Origin of the sequence: Paenibacillus sp. ALJ109b (assembly GCF_010747435.1) — a bacterium.
Taxonomy (GTDB): Bacteria; Bacillota; Bacilli; order Paenibacillales; family Paenibacillaceae; genus Paenibacillus; species Paenibacillus taichungensis.
The window spans coordinates 1-17,925 of sequence record NZ_JAAIFP010000010.1 but is presented as its reverse complement, the minus strand read 5'-3'; the positions used below and the strand labels follow the sequence as shown (position 1 = coordinate 17,925).

The 17,925-nt window shown below is 47.5% G+C and carries 16 protein-coding genes; 1 reads left to right on the top strand and 15 read right to left on the bottom strand.

The window, feature by feature from the left end; translation table 11 throughout:
- Nucleotides 1-26: 26 nt before the first annotated feature.
- The 7 genes from G3352_RS12800 to G3352_RS12770 all read right to left on the bottom strand — a co-directional run bounded on the left by G3352_RS12800 (nucleotide 27) and on the right by G3352_RS12770 (nucleotide 7,079).
- Complete coding sequence (locus G3352_RS12800; protein ID WP_481856287.1) at nucleotides 27-563, bottom strand: Mini-ribonuclease 3; 537 nt, start codon at nucleotides 561-563, stop codon at nucleotides 27-29.
- Nucleotides 548-1,948 carry a cysteine--tRNA ligase gene (cysS, locus tag G3352_RS12795; RefSeq protein WP_163757043.1) on the bottom strand — a complete coding sequence of 467 codons (1,401 nt, stop codon included), beginning with the start codon at nucleotides 1,946-1,948 and terminating at the stop codon, nucleotides 548-550. Before cysS ends, G3352_RS12800 begins: the two co-directional genes overlap by 16 nt.
- 29 nt (nucleotides 1,949-1,977) lie before the next feature.
- Nucleotides 1,978-2,643, bottom strand: coding sequence for a serine O-acetyltransferase (gene cysE, locus G3352_RS12790; RefSeq protein ID WP_076292156.1), 666 nt, complete (start codon nucleotides 2,641-2,643; stop codon nucleotides 1,978-1,980).
- A gap of 594 nt (nucleotides 2,644-3,237) precedes the next feature.
- Nucleotides 3,238-4,701, bottom strand: coding sequence for a glutamate--tRNA ligase (gene gltX / locus G3352_RS12785; RefSeq protein WP_163757041.1), 1,464 nt, complete (start codon nucleotides 4,699-4,701; stop codon nucleotides 3,238-3,240).
- Between the two features lie 33 nt (nucleotides 4,702-4,734).
- Nucleotides 4,735-5,211, bottom strand: a complete 477-nt coding sequence (ispF, locus tag G3352_RS12780) for a 2-C-methyl-D-erythritol 2,4-cyclodiphosphate synthase (protein WP_053779226.1) — start codon at nucleotides 5,209-5,211, stop codon at nucleotides 4,735-4,737.
- Nucleotides 5,208-5,900, bottom strand: coding sequence for a 2-C-methyl-D-erythritol 4-phosphate cytidylyltransferase (gene ispD, locus G3352_RS12775; protein WP_163757039.1), 693 nt, complete (start codon nucleotides 5,898-5,900; stop codon nucleotides 5,208-5,210). Before ispD ends, ispF begins: the two co-directional genes overlap by 4 nt.
- Before the next feature lie 93 nt (nucleotides 5,901-5,993).
- Nucleotides 5,994-7,079 carry a PIN/TRAM domain-containing protein gene (locus tag G3352_RS12770; protein ID WP_163757036.1) on the bottom strand — a complete coding sequence of 362 codons (1,086 nt, stop codon included), beginning with the start codon at nucleotides 7,077-7,079 and terminating at the stop codon, nucleotides 5,994-5,996.
- Between the two features lie 174 nt (nucleotides 7,080-7,253).
- On the opposite strand from G3352_RS12770, the gene G3352_RS12765 reads away from it, so the two are divergent.
- On the top strand, nucleotides 7,254-7,649 hold the full coding sequence (locus tag G3352_RS12765) for a nucleoside triphosphate pyrophosphohydrolase family protein (RefSeq protein WP_024633611.1): 396 nt from the start codon (nucleotides 7,254-7,256) through the stop codon (nucleotides 7,647-7,649).
- Nucleotides 7,650-7,771: 122 nt separating this feature from the next.
- On the opposite strand, the gene pssA is transcribed toward G3352_RS12765, so the two are convergent.
- The 8 genes from pssA to G3352_RS12725 form a co-directional block, all read right to left on the bottom strand.
- On the bottom strand, nucleotides 7,772-8,503 hold the full coding sequence (pssA, locus tag G3352_RS12760) for a CDP-diacylglycerol--serine O-phosphatidyltransferase (RefSeq protein WP_163757035.1): 732 nt from the start codon (nucleotides 8,501-8,503) through the stop codon (nucleotides 7,772-7,774).
- A 43-nt stretch (nucleotides 8,504-8,546) separates the two neighbouring features.
- The gene (gene disA, locus G3352_RS12755; protein WP_163757033.1) at nucleotides 8,547-9,623 is read right to left on the bottom strand and encodes a DNA integrity scanning diadenylate cyclase DisA; all 1,077 of its coding nucleotides are present in this window, start codon (nucleotides 9,621-9,623) and stop codon (nucleotides 8,547-8,549) included.
- Between the two features lie 13 nt (nucleotides 9,624-9,636).
- Nucleotides 9,637-11,004 (bottom strand): DNA repair protein RadA, encoded by a 1,368-nt coding sequence (radA, locus tag G3352_RS12750; protein WP_063567409.1) that lies wholly within the window; start codon nucleotides 11,002-11,004, stop codon nucleotides 9,637-9,639.
- Between the two features lie 293 nt (nucleotides 11,005-11,297).
- On the bottom strand, nucleotides 11,298-13,760 hold the full coding sequence (locus tag G3352_RS12745) for an ATP-dependent Clp protease ATP-binding subunit (protein WP_163757031.1): 2,463 nt from the start codon (nucleotides 13,758-13,760) through the stop codon (nucleotides 11,298-11,300).
- Nucleotides 13,761-13,948: 188 nt separating this feature from the next.
- Nucleotides 13,949-15,019: a protein-arginine kinase McsB gene (gene mcsB / locus G3352_RS12740; protein WP_053779232.1), complete on the bottom strand. Its 1,071-nt coding sequence runs from the start codon at nucleotides 15,017-15,019 to the stop codon at nucleotides 13,949-13,951.
- 28 nt (nucleotides 15,020-15,047) lie between these two features.
- Nucleotides 15,048-15,572 (bottom strand): protein-arginine kinase activator protein McsA, encoded by a 525-nt coding sequence (gene mcsA, locus G3352_RS12735; RefSeq protein WP_076292148.1) that lies wholly within the window; start codon nucleotides 15,570-15,572, stop codon nucleotides 15,048-15,050.
- Nucleotides 15,573-15,602: 30 nt separating this feature from the next.
- Nucleotides 15,603-16,064, bottom strand: coding sequence for a CtsR family transcriptional regulator (locus G3352_RS12730; RefSeq protein ID WP_024633618.1), 462 nt, complete (start codon nucleotides 16,062-16,064; stop codon nucleotides 15,603-15,605).
- A 471-nt stretch (nucleotides 16,065-16,535) separates the two neighbouring features.
- Entirely contained in the window at nucleotides 16,536-17,711 is a 1,176-nt protein-coding gene (locus tag G3352_RS12725; RefSeq protein WP_163757029.1) for a GNAT family N-acetyltransferase, read from the bottom strand.
- Between the last annotated feature and the right edge of the window lie 214 nt (nucleotides 17,712-17,925).

Genomic DNA, 17,925 nt, shown 5'->3' with positions numbered 1-17,925 from the left:
CAGAAGCGGCTTTGTTGTAATTTATATTATTTTGTCGGCGATTGCGAATGTTGTTCCGCATGCTCGATGCCCCTGCGAATTAATTCAATCATGCGGTCATGTCGACCACTGCTATACAGGTAACCAATCAGACACTCCAGAGCTGTGGCATGTCTATATTCCAAAACATCTGCGTTTTTGGGAATACTGCCAGACTTGGCATTACGACCTTGTCTGACAATGTCACGTTCCTCCTCGGTCAGCTCAGCCTCAATACCTGTGAGGATACGGCTCTGTGCCTTCGCCGATACCAAACCCGTTGCACTACGGTGCAGATGGTTGGGACGCATATTGGCTTTGGACAACAGATATTGGCGTACGGCTACCTCATATACCGCATCACCAATGTAGGCAAGAGCGATGGGAGGAATCAACCGTGCAGGCCGAGAGGGCGGATAAGGAAACCACCCTCCCTGGTCAACGCTCAGAGATTGTTCATCTGTCTGTTGTTCCTCCCGTTGCTCGGCATGTTCGACGGTTTCAGACAACTTTTCCAGTTGTTCTTCGCTCATTTGCGGCGCCATCTCATTCCTTGAGCCGTATCCTCAAGCAAGATGCCCTGCGCAGACAGTTCATCCCGAATTTCATCAGCCCGCGCCCAGTTTTTGGACTTGCGCGCTTCGTTACGTTCTTCAATTAGACGTTCGATTTCTTCGTCCAAAAGCTCCGGTTCAGCCTCGGTGTAGATGCGAAGCACCGCATTCAGCTCACTGAATAATTCCAGCAGAGCGCGAATCTCCGCAGCGTTTACCACATCTTGCTGCAACAGTTGGTTAGCTTCCCCAGCCCATTCAAACAGTGCCGTAATCGCATCAGGCGTATTGAAGTCGTCCTGCATTTTCTCATGATACTGCTGACGAATCTGCTCCAGTCTCGTTGCAAACTCTGCTGACACAGCCTGATCCACGCTCACAGCCTGCAAGCGATGATTAAGGTTACCTACGGCATTAGCGATCCGGTCCACACTATTCTGTGCCTGTTCCATCGTATCTTCCGTGAAGTTCAACGGATTGCGATAGTGAGTAGACAACATGAAATAACGAATGGCTTCGCGTTTATATTGATTGCGAAGGTCTTTAACAAGCACTCCGTTACCGAGTGATTTCGACATTTTTTCGTTATCAATACGAATAAATCCGTTATGCATCCAGTAGTTTGCCAGTGGTTTGCCAGTCAACACCTCAGATTGAGCGCATTCGCACTCATGGTGCGGGAACTGCAAATCCTGTCCTCCGCCGTGAATATCCAACGTATCCCCCAAGTATTCCCGTGCCATGGCAGAGCACTCGATATGCCAGCCCGGACGACCATCACCCCATGGACTGGACCAGAAGATCTCACCCGGCTTCGCAGCTTTCCAGAGTACGAAGTCTTCCGGATGTTCTTTGCGCTCATCTACACCAATGCGGATTCCAAACTGTAATTCCTGAAGGTTTTGCTTAGATAATTTGCCGTACTCCGCGAATTTGCCTGTTCGATAATATACGTCACCGCCATTTTCATAGGCGAAGTCCTTTTCAACCAGCTCACGGATAAAATCAATAATGAGTGGCATGTTTTCCGTCACTCTTGGATTACTGCTTGCCTTCGGAATACCCAGCCCTTCGAGATCCTCGTAATAAGCTGCAATAAACTTTTCTGCGACATGAGGAACATCCGTACCAAGCTGTTCGGCCTTGCGAATGAGTTTGTCATCCACATCCGTGAAGTTCACGACATAGTTCACTTCATGACCGATCTGTTCCAGGTATCCGCGAACCGTGTCGAAAAAGATAACTGGACGTGCATTCCCGATATGAATGTAATCATATACCGTCGGCCCGCACACATACATTTTCACTTTCCCCGGCTCTTGAGGAACAAAATTCTCTTTGGTACGACTCATCGTATTGTAAATTTGAAGCGTCATAGTCACTTTCCTTTCATCCGTTTCCATCATTATTCTATTGTACCACGGGAATACTCACTTTCACGTGTACTCTGCAGAGTACGCACTTCTTCACGCAATCGTTCGATTTCTTGCTGCATCGTGCGCAGGGAATCAATGACCGGATCGGGAAGCTGCTGATTCAGACGGTCCACCCGGCGGCCATCCTGCTTCACAATTCTGCCCGGTATGCCTACAACGGTGCTGTTCGAAGGAACTTCCTTCAGTACAACCGAGTTCGCACCAATATTACATTGATCCCCCACGCTGAAGGAACCTAGCACCTTCGCCCCGGATGAGATAACCACATTATTGCCAATTGTCGGATGTCTCTTCCCTTTTTCTTTACCCGTTCCACCAAGTGTGACCCCCTGATAGATGACAACATCATCGCCAATTTCACATGTTTCCCCAATCACGACGCCCATGCCATGGTCAATAAACAACCGATTGCCAATCGTAGCGCCGGGATGGATTTCGATGCCTGTCATAAAACGGCTGACCTGTGAAATGAACCGGGCGAAAGAAAACCATTTCCGCTTGTATAAAAAGTGTGCCACCCGGTGCGCCCATATCGCATGCAGCCCCGAGTAGGTAAATACAACTTCAAACCATCCCCGGGCCGCCGGATCGTTTTCAAACACCGCCTGGATATCTGATCTGATCTTCTTGAACATGCTCGTTCCCCTCTTGTTCAGGTCTTCGTCCTCCGGCTTACCGGACGGCGCGGCCCTCATGGTAGTGTACTTCCGACTCGACCTAAATAGAAAACGCCCCTGCAGCTATTAAGCTGCAGAGGCGTTTATCGCGGTCCCACTCTGCTCGGTTCATGCCTTAACATACAAGAACTAGGCTGCCTGTTATAGCCGCCTCATGTCCTTGCACAAGAATGAACCCTCAACAGTTCCGTAACGGGAACCAACCGTCACAACCTATCCTGACGTTTTCCTCTCTCCTACATAACGAGAGGCGGGGCCGGATTCGGCTATGCAGCTCACGGGTGCATTTCGACTGACGGACAGCGGATGGCTCACAGCCACCGCAGCAAAGAATCCTGTTCTTTACTGCGGGGCCATCCTCTCTGAATCTGTCCGGTTCAACCTACTTCTCCCGGTCTTTGCTGTTTTTATGATGAATGATAAAATCATACCATTTAACCTTTGTGTTGCTATTATAGCGAAAAGGTTATGGACTGACAACAATCTTCCTTCATATCGGTATAAACGAAGTTCTATCCTTAAGTCCAAAGTAGACTCTAATAGGGGCGTTTCTTATGCGCCTTTTACCTGAGCATGCAATCGATCAATCACCGTATCACGGCCAAGCAGTACAATCGTTTGGTTCAGATCACGGCCATGAGTCTGTCCTGTCAGAGCTACACGAATCGGCATAAACAACTGTTTACCCTTAAATCCGGTCTCTTTCTGAACTTCTTTGATCAGCGCAGCCATTTTACTTGGTGTAAATTCGTCGCTAGCCTGTACTTTATCTGCAAATGCCTTCAGAACGATTGGTACCTGCTCCTCAGCCAGTACAGCAGCTCCTTCACTTTCCAACTCCAGGTGGGAACGGAAGAACACTTCCGACAATTCCACGATATCGGAGGCAGAATTCATTTGCTCCTGGTAGAGATGAACAAGCGTATATGCCCATTCTTTCTGTTCAGGTGACAGCTCAGCGGCAATACGTCCCGCTTTTTGCAGATGTGGAATCGCCATTTCGGCAATGCGATCCGGGTCCGCATTTTTGATGTAGTGGTTGTTCAAGTGAGCCAGCTTGTGAGTATCAAATACCGCCGGGCTCTTGGACAGACGCTTCGTATCAAAAATGGAGATTAACTGCTCCTGCGAGAAGATCTCTTCTTCGCCTTCAGGGGACCAGCCAAGCAGGGAGATGAAGTTAAACATCGCTTCAGGCAAATAGCCGAGCTGATCATATTGTTCAATAAACTGAATAACGGACTCGTCACGTTTACTCAGCTTTTTGTGGTTTTCATTCACGATCAACGTCATATGACCGAATTGCGGCGGCTCCCAGCCAAGCGCTTCATAAATCATCAGTTGACGCGGTGTGTTAGAGATGTGATCTTCGCCACGCAAGACATGAGAGATCTTCATCAGGTAATCATCCACAGCAACTGCATAGTTGTACGTGGGAATGCCGTCTTTTTTCACAATAACGAAGTCGCCGGATTCCTTGCTGTTGAATGAGATTGCTCCTTTGACCATGTCATCAAACGTATAGATGCGTTCTTCCGGTACACGGAAACGAATACTCGCCACACGGCCTTCCGCTTCAAATGCGCTCTGTTGCTCCGGTGTCAGATCACGGTGTTTACCCGAATAACGCGGAGTTTCTCCACGTGCTGTCTGTTCTTCACGTTCTTGCTCCAGCTCTTCTTCCGTGCAATAACAACGATAAGCCAGACCTTTGTCCAGCAGTTCCTGCGTATATTTACGATAAATGTCCAAACGTTCCGTCTGACGGTATGGTCCGTACTCGCCGCCGACATCAATACTTTCGTCCCACTCGATTCCGAGCCATTTCAAGTATTTCAGCTGACTTTCCTCACCACCGGCAATGTTGCGTTTCACGTCCGTATCCTCAATACGAATAATGAATTTGCCGTTATTATGTTTGGCATACAAATAGTTAAACAGCGCCGTACGGGCGTTCCCGATATGCAGGTGTCCCGTTGGACTCGGCGCGTAGCGCACGCGAACTTCGGTGCTCATAATATCCCCTCCGTCTCTAATTGGTTGATGATATCACACGCGAACAAGGCAAACAACCGATTGGGCAGCTATACCCTCTCCCCGTCCGGGGAATCCGAGTTGCTCTGTTGTTGTCGCTTTGACATTCACCTGAGTTACATCCGCTTCAAGTGCCTTGGCAATAACCTCGGCCATCTGCGGAACATAAGGTGCCATCTTCGGTTTCTGTGCAATTATGGTTGAATCGATGTTCCCCAGACGGTATCCACGATCCTTCACCAACTGCCACACATGCTCCAGCAGTTTCAGGCTATCCGCATCCTTGAACTCCGGATCGGTATCCGGGAAGTGTTTGCCAATATCCCCAAGTGCAAGCGCACCAAGAATGGCATCACTGATGGCATGCAGCAGCACGTCTGCGTCCGAGTGACCCAGCAGTCCTTTTTCATAAGGGATCGTGACCCCGCCAATAATGCATGGGCGTCCCTCTACCAGTTGATGTACATCGAATCCCTGTCCTACACGTATCATCGCTTCTTCTCTCCCTTGAGCAAAAACGCGGCGTATTCCAAATCTTCCGGCGTCGTTAATTTGATATTCGTATAACTGCCTTCCACAACCTTGACCGACATTCCCTGGCGTTCAGCCAGCATTGCGTCATCCGTTCCTAGAAATCCGTCCCGGTCCGCCGATTCGTACGCAAGCAGCAGGGAAGAAAGACGAAAAGCCTGCGGGGTTTGAATGCTCCACAGACTGCTGCGGTCCGGCGTCGCCGTAACGATTCCATCCGCATTTACTTGTTTGATCGTATCCTTCACTGGAACGGCCAGTACAGCTGCTCCACCCGACATAGCGGCCTTCATACATCCCATAATCTGCTCACGGTTTATAAAAGGACGTACCCCGTCGTGAACGAGGACCCAGTCTGTCCCTAGTGCCTTAAGGCCTTCGTGGACCGAATGCTGTCTCTCTTTCCCTCCGGGGATGACACGGACACGTGATTCCAGTCGGTATTCTTTTACCCAATCCTGGCTGCGTTCAACATCGGCAGCTCCCGTGACCAGCACCATTTCGCTGACCTCGTCCATAGCCGCAAACACTTCAAGCGTATGTATGAAAACGGGCTTGTCCTGCAGCAGCAGAAACTGCTTACTCTCGGTTGTTCCCATCCGGGTCCCCCGACCTGCCGCCACAATGACAACACCCCACCCTTTATCCATGCCGCAATCCCTGCCTTGTCTGTCAGTTTACCGTTCGGAGATATAATACAGTTATATTATAAACTCTAACGATACACTACCCATCATACCGCTTTATTGGGCTTTTTCCAACAGTTTCGGCTTGGCAAAAATCATTCGTCCCGCTGACGTCTGCAGCACACTGGTCACCAGCACTTCCATCATCATGCCGATATACTCGCGTCCGCCTTCCACAACAATCATCGTGCCATCATCCAGATAGGCTACACCTTGACCGTGTTCCTTACCATCCTTAATAATCTGCACCATAATCTCCTCACCTGGCAATACCACCGGCTTAACCGCATTGGCGAGATCATTGATGTTTAGCACGGATACGCCTTGCAGTTCACAGACCTTATTCAGGTTGAAGTCGTTGGTGACAACTTTGCCCTGAAGCACCTTGGCGAGTTTGACCAGTTTACTGTCCACTTCGGAAATTTCCTCGAAATCACCTTCGTAAATGAGAACTTTGACGTCCAATTCCTTCTGAATTTTATTCAGAATATCAAGCCCTCTCCGTCCTCTGTTCCGCTTGAGCAAGTCCGATGAATCGGCAATGTGCTGCAATTCTTCCAGAACGAATTCCGGGATTACAATCGTTCCCTCGATAAATCCGGTTTTGCATATATCCGCGATGCGACCATCGATAATTACACTGGTATCCAAAATTTTGTGCTCTTCCAGCCGTCTCTCCTCATCTACCTCGGGATGACCCCAGCGTCCTGACATCCAGAAGGCCGCCAGATCGTCTTTCTTCGCCATGGCAAGCATATAGCCTGTATAGCTACTTACGACCGTCAGCGCCACCTGAAGCACCTCTCCAGCCGTCCCAAGCCATGCCACACAAGGATATAACAGCAAGGCCACCAGCAGTCCTGCAACTGTACCCGCCGCACCTGCAGCCAATTCTTTCATCGGTACTTTGGCCAAAGAATCAATACTATTATGCAGTCTGGTTGCCATTAATGTTCCACCGATGTTACACATGGACATAAACAATACAGCACCTAGTAGGGTTGATACCCCAACCCCCAACAATCCTGCTGATTGAATCCATTCAGCCATCCAAGGGACGGATTTTCCTGCCAGATGATATGCCGTGTAGCCGAACCATGCACCGCACAATCCTGTAAAAGTTAAAATGCCTTTTTTCCACATAAGTCCCTGCACCTCCTTCAATATATCTTCATCTTTATATCCAGTATGATCCAATTCCCAGATTGCTAATCCTGCTTTTGAAGAACTTTTTGGAAATGTTGCAATCGTCAGTTGAAAGAAGGTAAATTATTGGCATATAATGAATTCAATTCATATCCCGAGGTGAGTAGCAAAATGAGTACGCTAAGTTTACAGGCTTTTCAGGATCAAGTTTCCGAGCTGTTGCTGCGTCATCGCAGCCTGATTGATGTACTGTCCAAAACAGGACAAGCCGGCGCCTCTGTCAACCGTGCCGTGTCCAAGGCCATTACCGAATGCGGCTGCATTGAGCTGCACGCCACCAAGCAGAAATATGCCCCTGAGAGCGATATTGCTCAATCAAAAGGCCTGCTGGAAACGCATGTGGAAGGTGAATTGTGCGAGAATTGCAAAGAGGTAATCAGCTCTGAACTGGGGCGGAACCTGTTTTATATGTCGGCTCTCTGCAATCTACTGGACATCAACATGGAAGAGGTCGTAAATCACGAGTCACAGAAATGTTCGACGTTAGGGATGTTCAATTTGTCGTAAACAATACGTATTTCGTTGCAAATGGTTAAGTTACCGTATAGATTTGAAAAACAAAAATAAGCACGCATTCTCCTGTCAGGAGCGTACGTGCTTTCTTTGTATTTTCCAGAATACTGGATTACCTAGCGATCGGAAGGACGGGAAGACTTCTCTTCTTTACGCTTTTTGGCTCGGTTACGTGAGGCTGCCGTCCGCATATTATGCTTCATCCCATATAGAGCGTATAACACAAGTGGAATAAAGATCAATTTGGACAATTGTTCTGGAAACATGACCGCCACCACTACCGCAAAGACGATAACCCAAGGTGCAATCCAAATCGCTTTGCGCGGCAGACCAACCTTTTTGAAGTTGGGGTATTTCAGCGAACTTACCATCAGATAAGATAACAGCAACGTCGCAATCATCATACTTACAGGACCGATATCCTTGTTAAAGAGGGACAGTGTTGCCAGAACCCCTCCGGCCGCTGGAATCGGCAATCCTGTGAAGTACCCGGGGATGCCGGGGCGAACGTTAAACCGGGCAAGCCGGATAGCCCCACAAATTGGAAAGCTTGCGGTTGCGATCCAGGCGAGAACCGGAGTTGCGTCCTGAAACGAGACCATGAATATAATCAGAGCTGGAGCTGCACCAAATGAAACCATGTCCGACAAAGAATCCAGCTCTTTACCAAACTCACTCTGGGCATTAAGCGCACGTGCCACACGGCCATCCAGACCATCCAACAACATCGCAATAATGACCAAAATGGCAGCCAAACTATAATTCCCATCAATTGAAAGCAGGATTGCCATCATTCCAAGAAACAGATTACCCAAGGTAAAGAGATTCGGAATGAATCTGGTTAACATCGTTGTTTCACCTCATTATTTTCAAGCCGTTATAGGCAAACCCTTACATTTGTCTGTCAATAAACATCTGCTCCTGCAAACGCTTGAGACCTTCCTTAATGGTTCGGGCGCGTACCTCTCCAATCCCGTCCACTTCGTCCAGCTCTTCAATTGTAGCCATAATGACATGAGGCAATTGTTCGAATTGATCCACCAGGTTATGGATGATGACATTCGGCAGGCGGGGTATCTTGTTTAATACCCGATATCCGCGAGGTGCAACCGAATCTTCGGATGTAGCCGCTGATGAAGGATATCCCAACAGACGTACGATATGATGTGCATCCAGCAATTCATCGTCCGACAATCTTTTCAGACCAACGATAATCTCACGGATTCTGTCATCACTGTCATCACGGGCATAGTCCTTATACAGTAGCCATGCTTCCTCTTCTGTTGTACCGACGAGTTCCTCCATCTGCATAGAGATCAAACGACCCTCGTTGCCGAGTTCATGAATGTAACGCTTAATTTCCGTTTTGATACGCATAACCATTTCCGTACGCTGAATGACATTGACCACCTCAGGAATCGTCACCAGTTCCTCAAACTCGGAGGCGCTCAGATTCGTAAGCGACTGCGTCAAAACAGCTTTGTATTTCTCCAAGGTTTGAATCGCTTGATTCGCCTTGGTCAAGATAACCCCAATTTCCTTGAGGGAATACCGTAGTGTTCCTTGGTATAAGGTGATAATATTCCGGCGCTGCGATATAGATACGACTAATTTTCCTGTTTGTTTCGCGACACGCTCAGCCGTCCGGTGACGGATCCCCGTCTCAGATGAAGAAATGGATGAGTCAGGAATGAGCTGAGTATTGGCGTATAGGATACGCTTTAAATCCTCGCTTAGGATGATGGCACCATCCATCTTGGCGAGTTCATACAGATAGTTCGGGGAGAAATCACAGTTAATCGAGAATCCTCCATCCACCACTTCCATTACTTCAGGGCTGTATCCTACAACCAGCAGTGCACCCGTCTTGGCGCGCAGCACGTTCTCCAGACCTTCGCGGAAAGGTGTACCTGGTGCGATCAGCCTTAACAATTCGTTCATATTATCCAGTTGGCTCGAATCTTTCATCTTGTTATGCCCCCTAATCTAAAGCAACCGCTAGTGCATCTGCCACGGTATTCACACCGATCAGTTGTATCCCGCGAGGATGTTTCCAGCCCTTTAAGCTTTTTTCTGGTAAAATGACACGCTTGAAGCCCAATTTCTGAGCTTCTTTCACACGTTGTTCAGCCCGTGAAACGGCCCGAACCTCACCCGTCAAACCGATTTCCCCAAAGATGACGTCATCTGGCTTGGTCGGTACATCTCTCAAGCTGGATGCGATACTTACAGCAACCGCCAAATCTACTGCCGGCTCATCTAATCTCACACCACCAGCTACGTTTAGATAAGCATCCTGTGTTTGCAAGAACATGCCCATTCGTTTCTCCAGTACCGCAATAATCAAGTTTAATCGATGGAGATCTACCCCTGTTGCCATACGTCGGGGAGAAGGGAAATGTGTGGTTGAAATCAATGCCTGCAATTCCACAAGCAGAGGACGTGTGCCCTCCATGCTGGCAACTACGGTAGAACCCGCCACACCCAGTGGACGTTCTGACAAAAAGAGCTCAGAAGGGTTGCCTACTTCACGAAGTCCATCTTCGCCCATTTCAAAAATGCCGATCTCATTGGTCGAACCAAAACGGTTCTTGACCGCACGTAAAAGGCGATACGTATGATGCCGCTCTCCTTCAAAATAAAGAACACAGTCCACCATATGCTCCAACATACGTGGACCGGCAATAGCACCTTCTTTCGTAACATGCCCCACAAGTACGGTTGCAATGCCTCGCCCTTTGGCGATCCGCATGAACCGTGATGTACATTCCCTTACCTGAGCTACACTGCCGGGAGCACTGGTGACTTCTGGCAGATATACGGTCTGAATGGAGTCGATGACTAGAAAATGCGGCTGGATCTGCTCCACCGCTTCCTCAACCCGCTCCATATTGGTCTCACATAGTACATATAACTCAGGAGACAGCGCACCCAGACGGTCAGCCCGCAATTTCGTTTGCTTAACTGATTCCTCGCCTGAGACATATAACACGCGCAAACCTGAATGAGTCAATGCATGAGATGTTTGCAACATCAATGTTGATTTTCCGATTCCGGGGTCTCCGCCCACCAGAACGAGAGATCCTGGAACAATTCCGCCGCCCAAAACCCGGTTCAGCTCTTCAATTCCAGTCTGTACACGCGGTTCCTGACCGCTATCTATATCTATGATGGGAAGTGGCTTATCTTTACTCTCAAAAAGAGGGGAATTTCTTCCTTGTGTTTTGACCACCGTTTCGGTTTCTTCCACCATCGAATTCCAAGACTGACAACCCGGACATTTGCCGTACCATTTGGGGGCTTCATAGCCGCATTCCGTACACTGAAACTTGGTTTTAACTTTGGCCACTTCAGCACTCCTAGGATTTATTTTATAACAGCATTTTGCATTTTTCGACGAATTTTGCCTAAACTCCCTGACGTGCAGGGTTAATAAAAGTTTACCATTGTTTGAGATTTTTCGTAAAGGATTATCGCAAACTTTACACATGTTCGTAGCCAGTTCAAATTTTGTTTTCTGATAAACAACAGCTTTGGGGCTCTGACTGGCACAAAAACACAAAAATCCTTCCCGACTTAAGCCAGGAAGGATTTTTGTTTTATACATCAGACTCAGTAGTTATGTCACTAGTTAAGTGACACTTATTTCGTTTCGATTTCCTCAGTGGAAGGAACAACAACGTCTTTTTTCGTTACAGACAATGCCCCGTTCTCTTCATCAATTAGCAATGAATCACCTTTGGTTACATTACCCGTGAGCAACTCTTCAGACAATTTGTCTTCGATATGCTTTTGGATCGCCCGACGAAGCGGACGCGCACCGTAAGCTGGATCGAAGCCAGCTTTGGCAAGGAAATCCTTGGCATTGTCGGTGAGTTCGAAGTCAACCTCGTATTCACGTAGCCGTTTCCGAAGCTCCTCACTCATCAGTGTAACAATCTCAGCGATGTGTTTCTCTTCAAGAGAGTGGAACACGATAATTTCATCAATCCGGTTAAGGAACTCTGGACGGAAGCTTTTCTTCAGCTCATCCATGACTTTACCCTTCATGTTATCATAATCCGCACCTGCATCCACAACTGCTGTGAAGCCGAGTGTAGAGTTACGTTTGATCGCTTCAGCACCCACGTTGGATGTCAGAATAATCAACGTATTTCGGAAGTCAACAACGCGACCTTTGGAATCCGTCAGACGACCATCCTCAAGCACTTGCAGCAAGATATTGAATACTTCCGGATGTGCTTTCTCGATTTCATCGAGCAGGACGACGGAGTAAGGTTTGCGACGAACTTTCTCTGTCAGCTGCCCACCTTCTTCGTATCCAACATATCCCGGAGGCGCTCCGACGAGTCGGGAAGTGGAATGCTTCTCACCATACTCGGACATATCGATCCGGATCACTGCATTTTCATCGCCGAACATCGCTTCAGCCAGAGCACGAGCCAGCTCGGTTTTACCTACCCCGGTAGGACCTAGGAAGATAAATGAACCCATCGGACGTTTAGGATCTTTCAATCCGGCCCGAGCACGACGAACTGCACGACTGACGGACTTCACAGCCTCATCTTGGCCAATGACACGTTCATGAAGAATAGACTCCAGGTTCATCAAACGTTGTGTTTCTTCTTCTTTCAGCTTGTTCACCGGAATTCCAGTCCAGTTGGCTACCACTTGCGCGATATCCTCAGGCGTTACTTCAGAATCCGTGCGACCTTGTTTTTCTTTCCATTGGTTCTTCGTTACATCCAGCTCTTCACGGATTTTTTGTTCCGTGTCACGCAGAGCTGCTGCTTTTTCGAATTCTTGGCTTTGAACCGCTGCGTCTTTTTCCTTACGGATATCTTCGAGACGGCTTTCCAATTGTTTGAGGTTTGGTGGAATCGTGTAAGAGTTCAATCTTACTTTGGAGCCCGCCTCATCAATCAGGTCGATCGCTTTGTCCGGTAGGAAACGGTCTGTAATGTACCGATCAGACAGTTTAACAGCCTGCACAATCGCTTCATCTGTAATTTTCACCCGGTGATGCGCTTCGTAACGATCACGCAAGCCGTGTAAAATCTGAATTGCTTCTTCTGGAGAAGGCTGATCCACCGTGATCGGTTGGAAACGGCGCTCCAGGGCAGCATCTTTCTCGATATATTTGCGGTATTCATCCAGTGTTGTTGCACCGATGCACTGCAATTCTCCACGGGCCAAAGCCGGTTTCAAAATGTTCGAAGCATCAATTGCACCTTCTGCTCCACCTGCACCAATCAGGGTATGCAATTCGTCGATGAACAGGACAATGTTACCCGCTTGACGAATTTCATCCATAATTTTTTTCAGACGATCTTCGAATTCACCACGATATTTTGTACCTGCGACAACCGAACCCATATCTAAGGTCATGACACGTTTGTCACGCAAAGTCTCCGGAATTTCGTTGGCGATGATTTTTTGTGCAAGTCCTTCAGCGATGGCCGTTTTACCTACACCTGGCTCACCGATCAGTACCGGGTTATTCTTGGTACGACGGCTCAGAACCTGAATAACACGTTCGATTTCTTTACTACGTCCAATCACTGGGTCCAGGTTGTTCTCTCTGGCATACGCCGTAAGGTCACGTGCCAGACTGTCCAGTGTTGGTGTGCTGACATTGGCAGGTGTACCGTTATGACTGGATACGGCTTCACTGCTGCCAAGCAGTTGCAGTACTTGTTGACGTGCCTTGTTCAAACTAATACCCAGGTTGTTCAGCACACGTGCCGCAACCCCTTCGCCTTCACGAATCAATCCAAGCAGGATATGCTCTGTGCCTACATAGGTATGGCCCAATTTGCGAGCTTCATCCATAGACAATTCAATTACTTTTTTCGCACGAGGCGTATATGCAATGTTCGTAGGTTGCTCTTGGCCACGGCCAATCAGCGTTTCTACTTCATCTTGAATTTTTTCCAATCCGAGTCCCAGGCCGATCAGCGCTTTGGCTGCGATGCCTTCGCCTTCACGAATGAGGCCGAGCAAAATGTGCTCTGTACCGATGTTATTATGACCAAGACGGACAGCTTCTTCCTGCGCCAATGCGAGCACCTTTTGGGCCCGTTCCGTAAATCTTCCAAACATCATATCTCCTGCACCTCCATGGTTTTGGATAAAACGGGGGCTGTTAAAAGGATCCCACCGTATTCTTCATATCATTTTTGTTTGCAGCCATGCTGCGAATAAAATCATTCAGCATTCATTTATAGAAATGCTCTATTATATAAAAAGCCGCAGATGCGACGTGAAACCTTTATAAACAACTCTTGATCAACCTAAGATTGATTGGCTGCACTGATCGTATCACGGATCAACTGAGCCCGATATATGTCACGCTCATCTGTCCGCATGTCTTCCCCAAATGTTTTCTGCAAAAAGCCCGGCTGTGTCATCACATTCAACTCGTTCATCACGGTTATGGACAAGCCGTCCAACAAGCCGAGATCTACGCCAAGTCGAACATCAGACAGACGCTGTGCAGCTTCCTTCGAATCGACGATGGCTGCATGGGACAGTATGCCGTATGAACGCATAACCCTGTCGGTAATTCGGAGTCTAGAGTCCGTAATTAACCGTTCTCTAGCAGTTCGCTCATGCCCAATCATCTGTAACACAACACTATGCAGGTTATCGATGACTTCTTGTTCCGTCTGTCCCAGTGTGATCTGGTTCGAGATCTGGAACAGGTTACCCATCGCCTCACTGCCTTCACCGTAAATTCCCCGTACAGTCAGTCCGACTTGGGAGACTGCGGTTAGAATGCGGCCAATCTGCTGTGTCATCACCAGAGCGGGCAAATGCATCATGACAGATGCTCTTACACCTGTACCTACATTCGTAGGACAGCTGGTTAAATATCCTCTGCGGTCATCAAAAGCATAATCCACATGCGCTTCAAAAGCATCATCTATGGCGGAAGCTTTCTCCCAGGCTTCTTTCACCTGGAACCCCGGATAGAGGCACTGGATACGAAGATGATCCTCTTCATTAATCATAATACTGACAGATTCATCCTCACTGAGAATAACAGCACCATTTCTGGATTCGTTCGCAAGACTAGGACTGATCAGATGTTTCTCTACCAGCACCCGTTTGTCAAGGTCATCGATATCAATCAGATCCAAGGTATGAAAATCTCCAAAGGCATGAACGTCATCGTACTGAAGTACTTCGCTCAGCTTATTCAGCACTTCTTCCGATTGCTCATTGGAAGCCAGCATCGGAAACGGATAATGCTGCAGGTTGCGTGCGATCCGGACTCGGCTGCTAATGACGATTTCGGAATCAGCCGCATCACTGCGCATCCAGTCGCTGAGCGCCTTCTCTGTAAAACGAAGATTAGGCATTACGCATCCCTCCTACTCATCACAAACTTTACTCCTGAGCTATTTCTTTTTCAAGTTCCCTGATCTGATCACGAATTTGAGCAGCTTCTTCAAACTCCTCTTGCGTTATACTCTCCTGAAGATCCCGTTTCAGATCAGCAATCTGTCGTTTCACCTTGATGCGGCCACCAGCTCGTGCAGGCACTTTACCCACGTGGGAAGTGCTACCATGAACCCGTTTGAATAGCGGGTCCAAACGACTGTCAAAATATTTATAACAAGAACTACAGCCAAAGCGGCCGATTTTGCTAAACTGTGAATAGGTCATCCCGCATTCTTCACAACGAAGGGATTGCGCAGGTGTTGCTCCTGCACTGCCATTTTTGCCTGTAGGCTCAAAATCAAGCAACCCGGACAATAAGTTATGAATGGAAAATCCGTTGGATGTTCCGGGAATCATTTCCCCTTTTTCACGAGCGCATGACTCACAAATATGGAATTCCGTCTTCTCTCCGTTCACGATTTTCGTGAAATGGAGTGTTGCCGGACGTTTGTTGCATTCTTGGCACAGCACAATGATGTACCCCCTTGATCCCGATAGTTTTCATTTACCGAGCAAAGATATTAACATCGCCTTTAACATTCTGGCACGAATTTGATCCCGGTAAGGAAGTTTGACCAATATAATCTCTCTCGATACAGCTGCCCGCATCAACCCGGCTTCCCTTTTGCTTAAGAAACGTGCTTCTTCCAGTTGGTAGATCAGACCTTCGGCAGCTGTCTGCCCGATCTCATCTCCAATACTATGGTGCAAATGGTTATGCAGAGCCGAGTGAGCCGGCAATTCAATCCGCTGTATGCGAACATAACCGCCGCCGCCACGTTTACTCTCTACAAGGTAACCTTTTTCGAGTGTAAATCGGGTGCTGATGACATAATTGATCTGGGAAGGCACACATGAAAATTGGTCAGCCAGATCATTACGTTGAATTTCGACCATTCCTTCGGGACTTTCATGCAAAATACTCTTCAGATATTGTTCGATAATATCAGAGATATTACGCATCCACTCATCCTCCACTGTCTGAAACGTTAAGTCAATAAGGACCCACACGCCCCTACAGAGTACACCTTCTCAACCCATTTAACCAATCAAGGAAACAGCGAAACTGATCTTCAACGGTCTTTAACGGGAGAGCGAAGGACGCTCGAAGGTCCTTTAATATTGCTTTTATCCGCTGATGTGCACTACCTCTAAAATGGCTCCCACCACCGGATTGCAGAAAGAAAGCTACGTAAGTATTTAACCTTTAGTTGACTTTGACTTTCTTTGACTTTATATACATTATAGCATATTTTGTGGTTTTGCCAAGAGGGAGCACTATTCATTTTTTACGATTTTACACGAAATATTCGGCTGACACAAAAAAACCTCTCCAAAATAGCTGGAGAAGTCCATTTGTCTCATACTAGCAACGTAATGCTATACAAGTTAATCTACAAAATTGATCCTAGAATATTCGTTACTCTATGAGGATCAGAAAAAATCAAGTAGATACGTTTCCCGATCAGGAATCGCTTGTTCCAGAGCCTTAATCGCTCCATTCGGCCCTTCAATTCTACCTATTTGAGCCATCTCTGAGGGCCTGCGATACCCCATCAGTATTGCTGTGAGCGCCTGAATGTCTACTTTAACAGTCTGATCTTTAGCAGCCGGCTCCGATGTTTTCCAAATCGAAGCTGTACCGTTCATCGCCACATTCAACTGCCATACCCCTTCATTCCATGGTGCGTGTGCATCCTCTACCTGGAGATTAATCTGTACTGGTGAGTCTGGGCTCGCAAAAGGATACTGTGAAATAAATTGTTCTACACTCACAATACGTGCCATGAAGAAAGGTACAATTTCCTGCTGAATCCGCGGATTATCTAATTGAAAAGCAAGCATATCACTGGCTGGTGCCTGTAAAGTGACTTCCTCAATCATAGAATCATGGTTGGCAATAAAGGTCCATAAACCTTGTCTTGCCTCTTCATTCAGATAAATGATCTCTCTAATGGTAAACTTTCTTTCCTTAACCTCATATAAAACATAGCCTTGTGCTTTACCAGCTTCATCATAATATACGACTTTCTGGTTGGCTCCATTAGTGAGAACTGAGTTCTCCCATCTCGCATCATCCCGGATCAAAGTTCCGTTATAGCGCTCAGCATACGCACTGTATACTTCCTTTAATACGCTGAGTCCGGGATCACCACGGCGAATTGTTCCAAGGGTTGCCTTTTTCGCAGGCAGATGAGCTGTAGGCACTTTATATCGTTTAAACTCAACATACGTCTCCCATCCATATCTGCGATAAAATGCAAAAGAGAACGGATGCAAAAACGATATACTTTGTTTGTTACGGTTCATTTCCTCCAGCGCATGCTTCAACAGCCCAGCTACCCAGCCTTTGCGTCTATATTCTGGCCATGTGGCTACTCCCGCAATACCGCCCATCTCGAACGATCTCCCATGAATATAGGTTTGAAAAGGAATAATGTGAAGTTTGGCACCCAATTGTCCCTCCTCAAATACACCCCATATATCCTGTGAATCAAATTGACTCCGTCGCTTCTCCGTTTGTTCTTCACTCATTACCATTTGAAAAGCATACTCGGAGAGTGCCATAGCTGGCTCAAAATCATCTACGGTTAATTTCTGAATTTCCATGTCGTCCTGCACCCCGTTCTCTAAGTTATGATATCTTTCAAATCATGGCCTGATACGTGATGTATGTATCCATTTATGAGTGTGTCAGAGGAACGGGACAAAGTCAAACAAGAGATGCGTGGGCATCTCTCGGAAATAAAAAAAAGCAAATAAAAACCACCACCGAATAACATCGGCAGTGGTTCTTCGCTTGGCGGCGTCCTACTCTCCCAGG

Excerpts from the sequence above, each read along its gene's own strand:
- gltX (WP_163757041.1), bottom strand. The coding sequence starts at position 4,701 with ATGAGCACCGAAGTTCGCGTGCGCTACGCGCCGAGTCCAACGGGACAC.
- G3352_RS12745 (WP_163757031.1), bottom strand. The coding sequence starts at position 13,760 with ATGATGTTTGGAAGATTTACGGAACGGGCCCAAAAGGTGCTCGCATTG.
- G3352_RS12770 (WP_163757036.1), bottom strand. The coding sequence starts at position 7,079 with ATGTGGAAAAAAGGCATTTTAACTTTTACAGGATTGTGCGGTGCATGG.
- mcsB (WP_053779232.1), bottom strand. The coding sequence starts at position 15,019 with ATGCCTAATCTTCGTTTTACAGAGAAGGCGCTCAGCGACTGGATGCGC.
- G3352_RS12800 (WP_481856287.1), bottom strand. The coding sequence starts at position 563 with ATGGCGCCGCAAATGAGCGAAGAACAACTGGAAAAGTTGTCTGAAACC.
- G3352_RS12730 (WP_024633618.1), bottom strand. The coding sequence starts at position 16,064 with ATGCGTAATATCTCTGATATTATCGAACAATATCTGAAGAGTATTTTG.
- cysE (WP_076292156.1), bottom strand. The coding sequence starts at position 2,643 with ATGTTCAAGAAGATCAGATCAGATATCCAGGCGGTGTTTGAAAACGAT.
- cysS (WP_163757043.1), bottom strand. The coding sequence starts at position 1,948 with ATGACGCTTCAAATTTACAATACGATGAGTCGTACCAAAGAGAATTTT.
- G3352_RS12765 (WP_024633611.1), top strand. The coding sequence starts at position 7,254 with ATGAGTACGCTAAGTTTACAGGCTTTTCAGGATCAAGTTTCCGAGCTG.
- G3352_RS12725 (WP_163757029.1), bottom strand. The coding sequence starts at position 17,711 with ATGGAAATTCAGAAATTAACCGTAGATGATTTTGAGCCAGCTATGGCA.
- ispF (WP_053779226.1), bottom strand. The coding sequence starts at position 5,211 with ATGATACGTGTAGGACAGGGATTCGATGTACATCAACTGGTAGAGGGA.
- ispD (WP_163757039.1), bottom strand. The coding sequence starts at position 5,900 with ATGGATAAAGGGTGGGGTGTTGTCATTGTGGCGGCAGGTCGGGGGACC.
- pssA (WP_163757035.1), bottom strand. The coding sequence starts at position 8,503 with ATGTTAACCAGATTCATTCCGAATCTCTTTACCTTGGGTAATCTGTTT.
- disA (WP_163757033.1), bottom strand. The coding sequence starts at position 9,623 with ATGAAAGATTCGAGCCAACTGGATAATATGAACGAATTGTTAAGGCTG.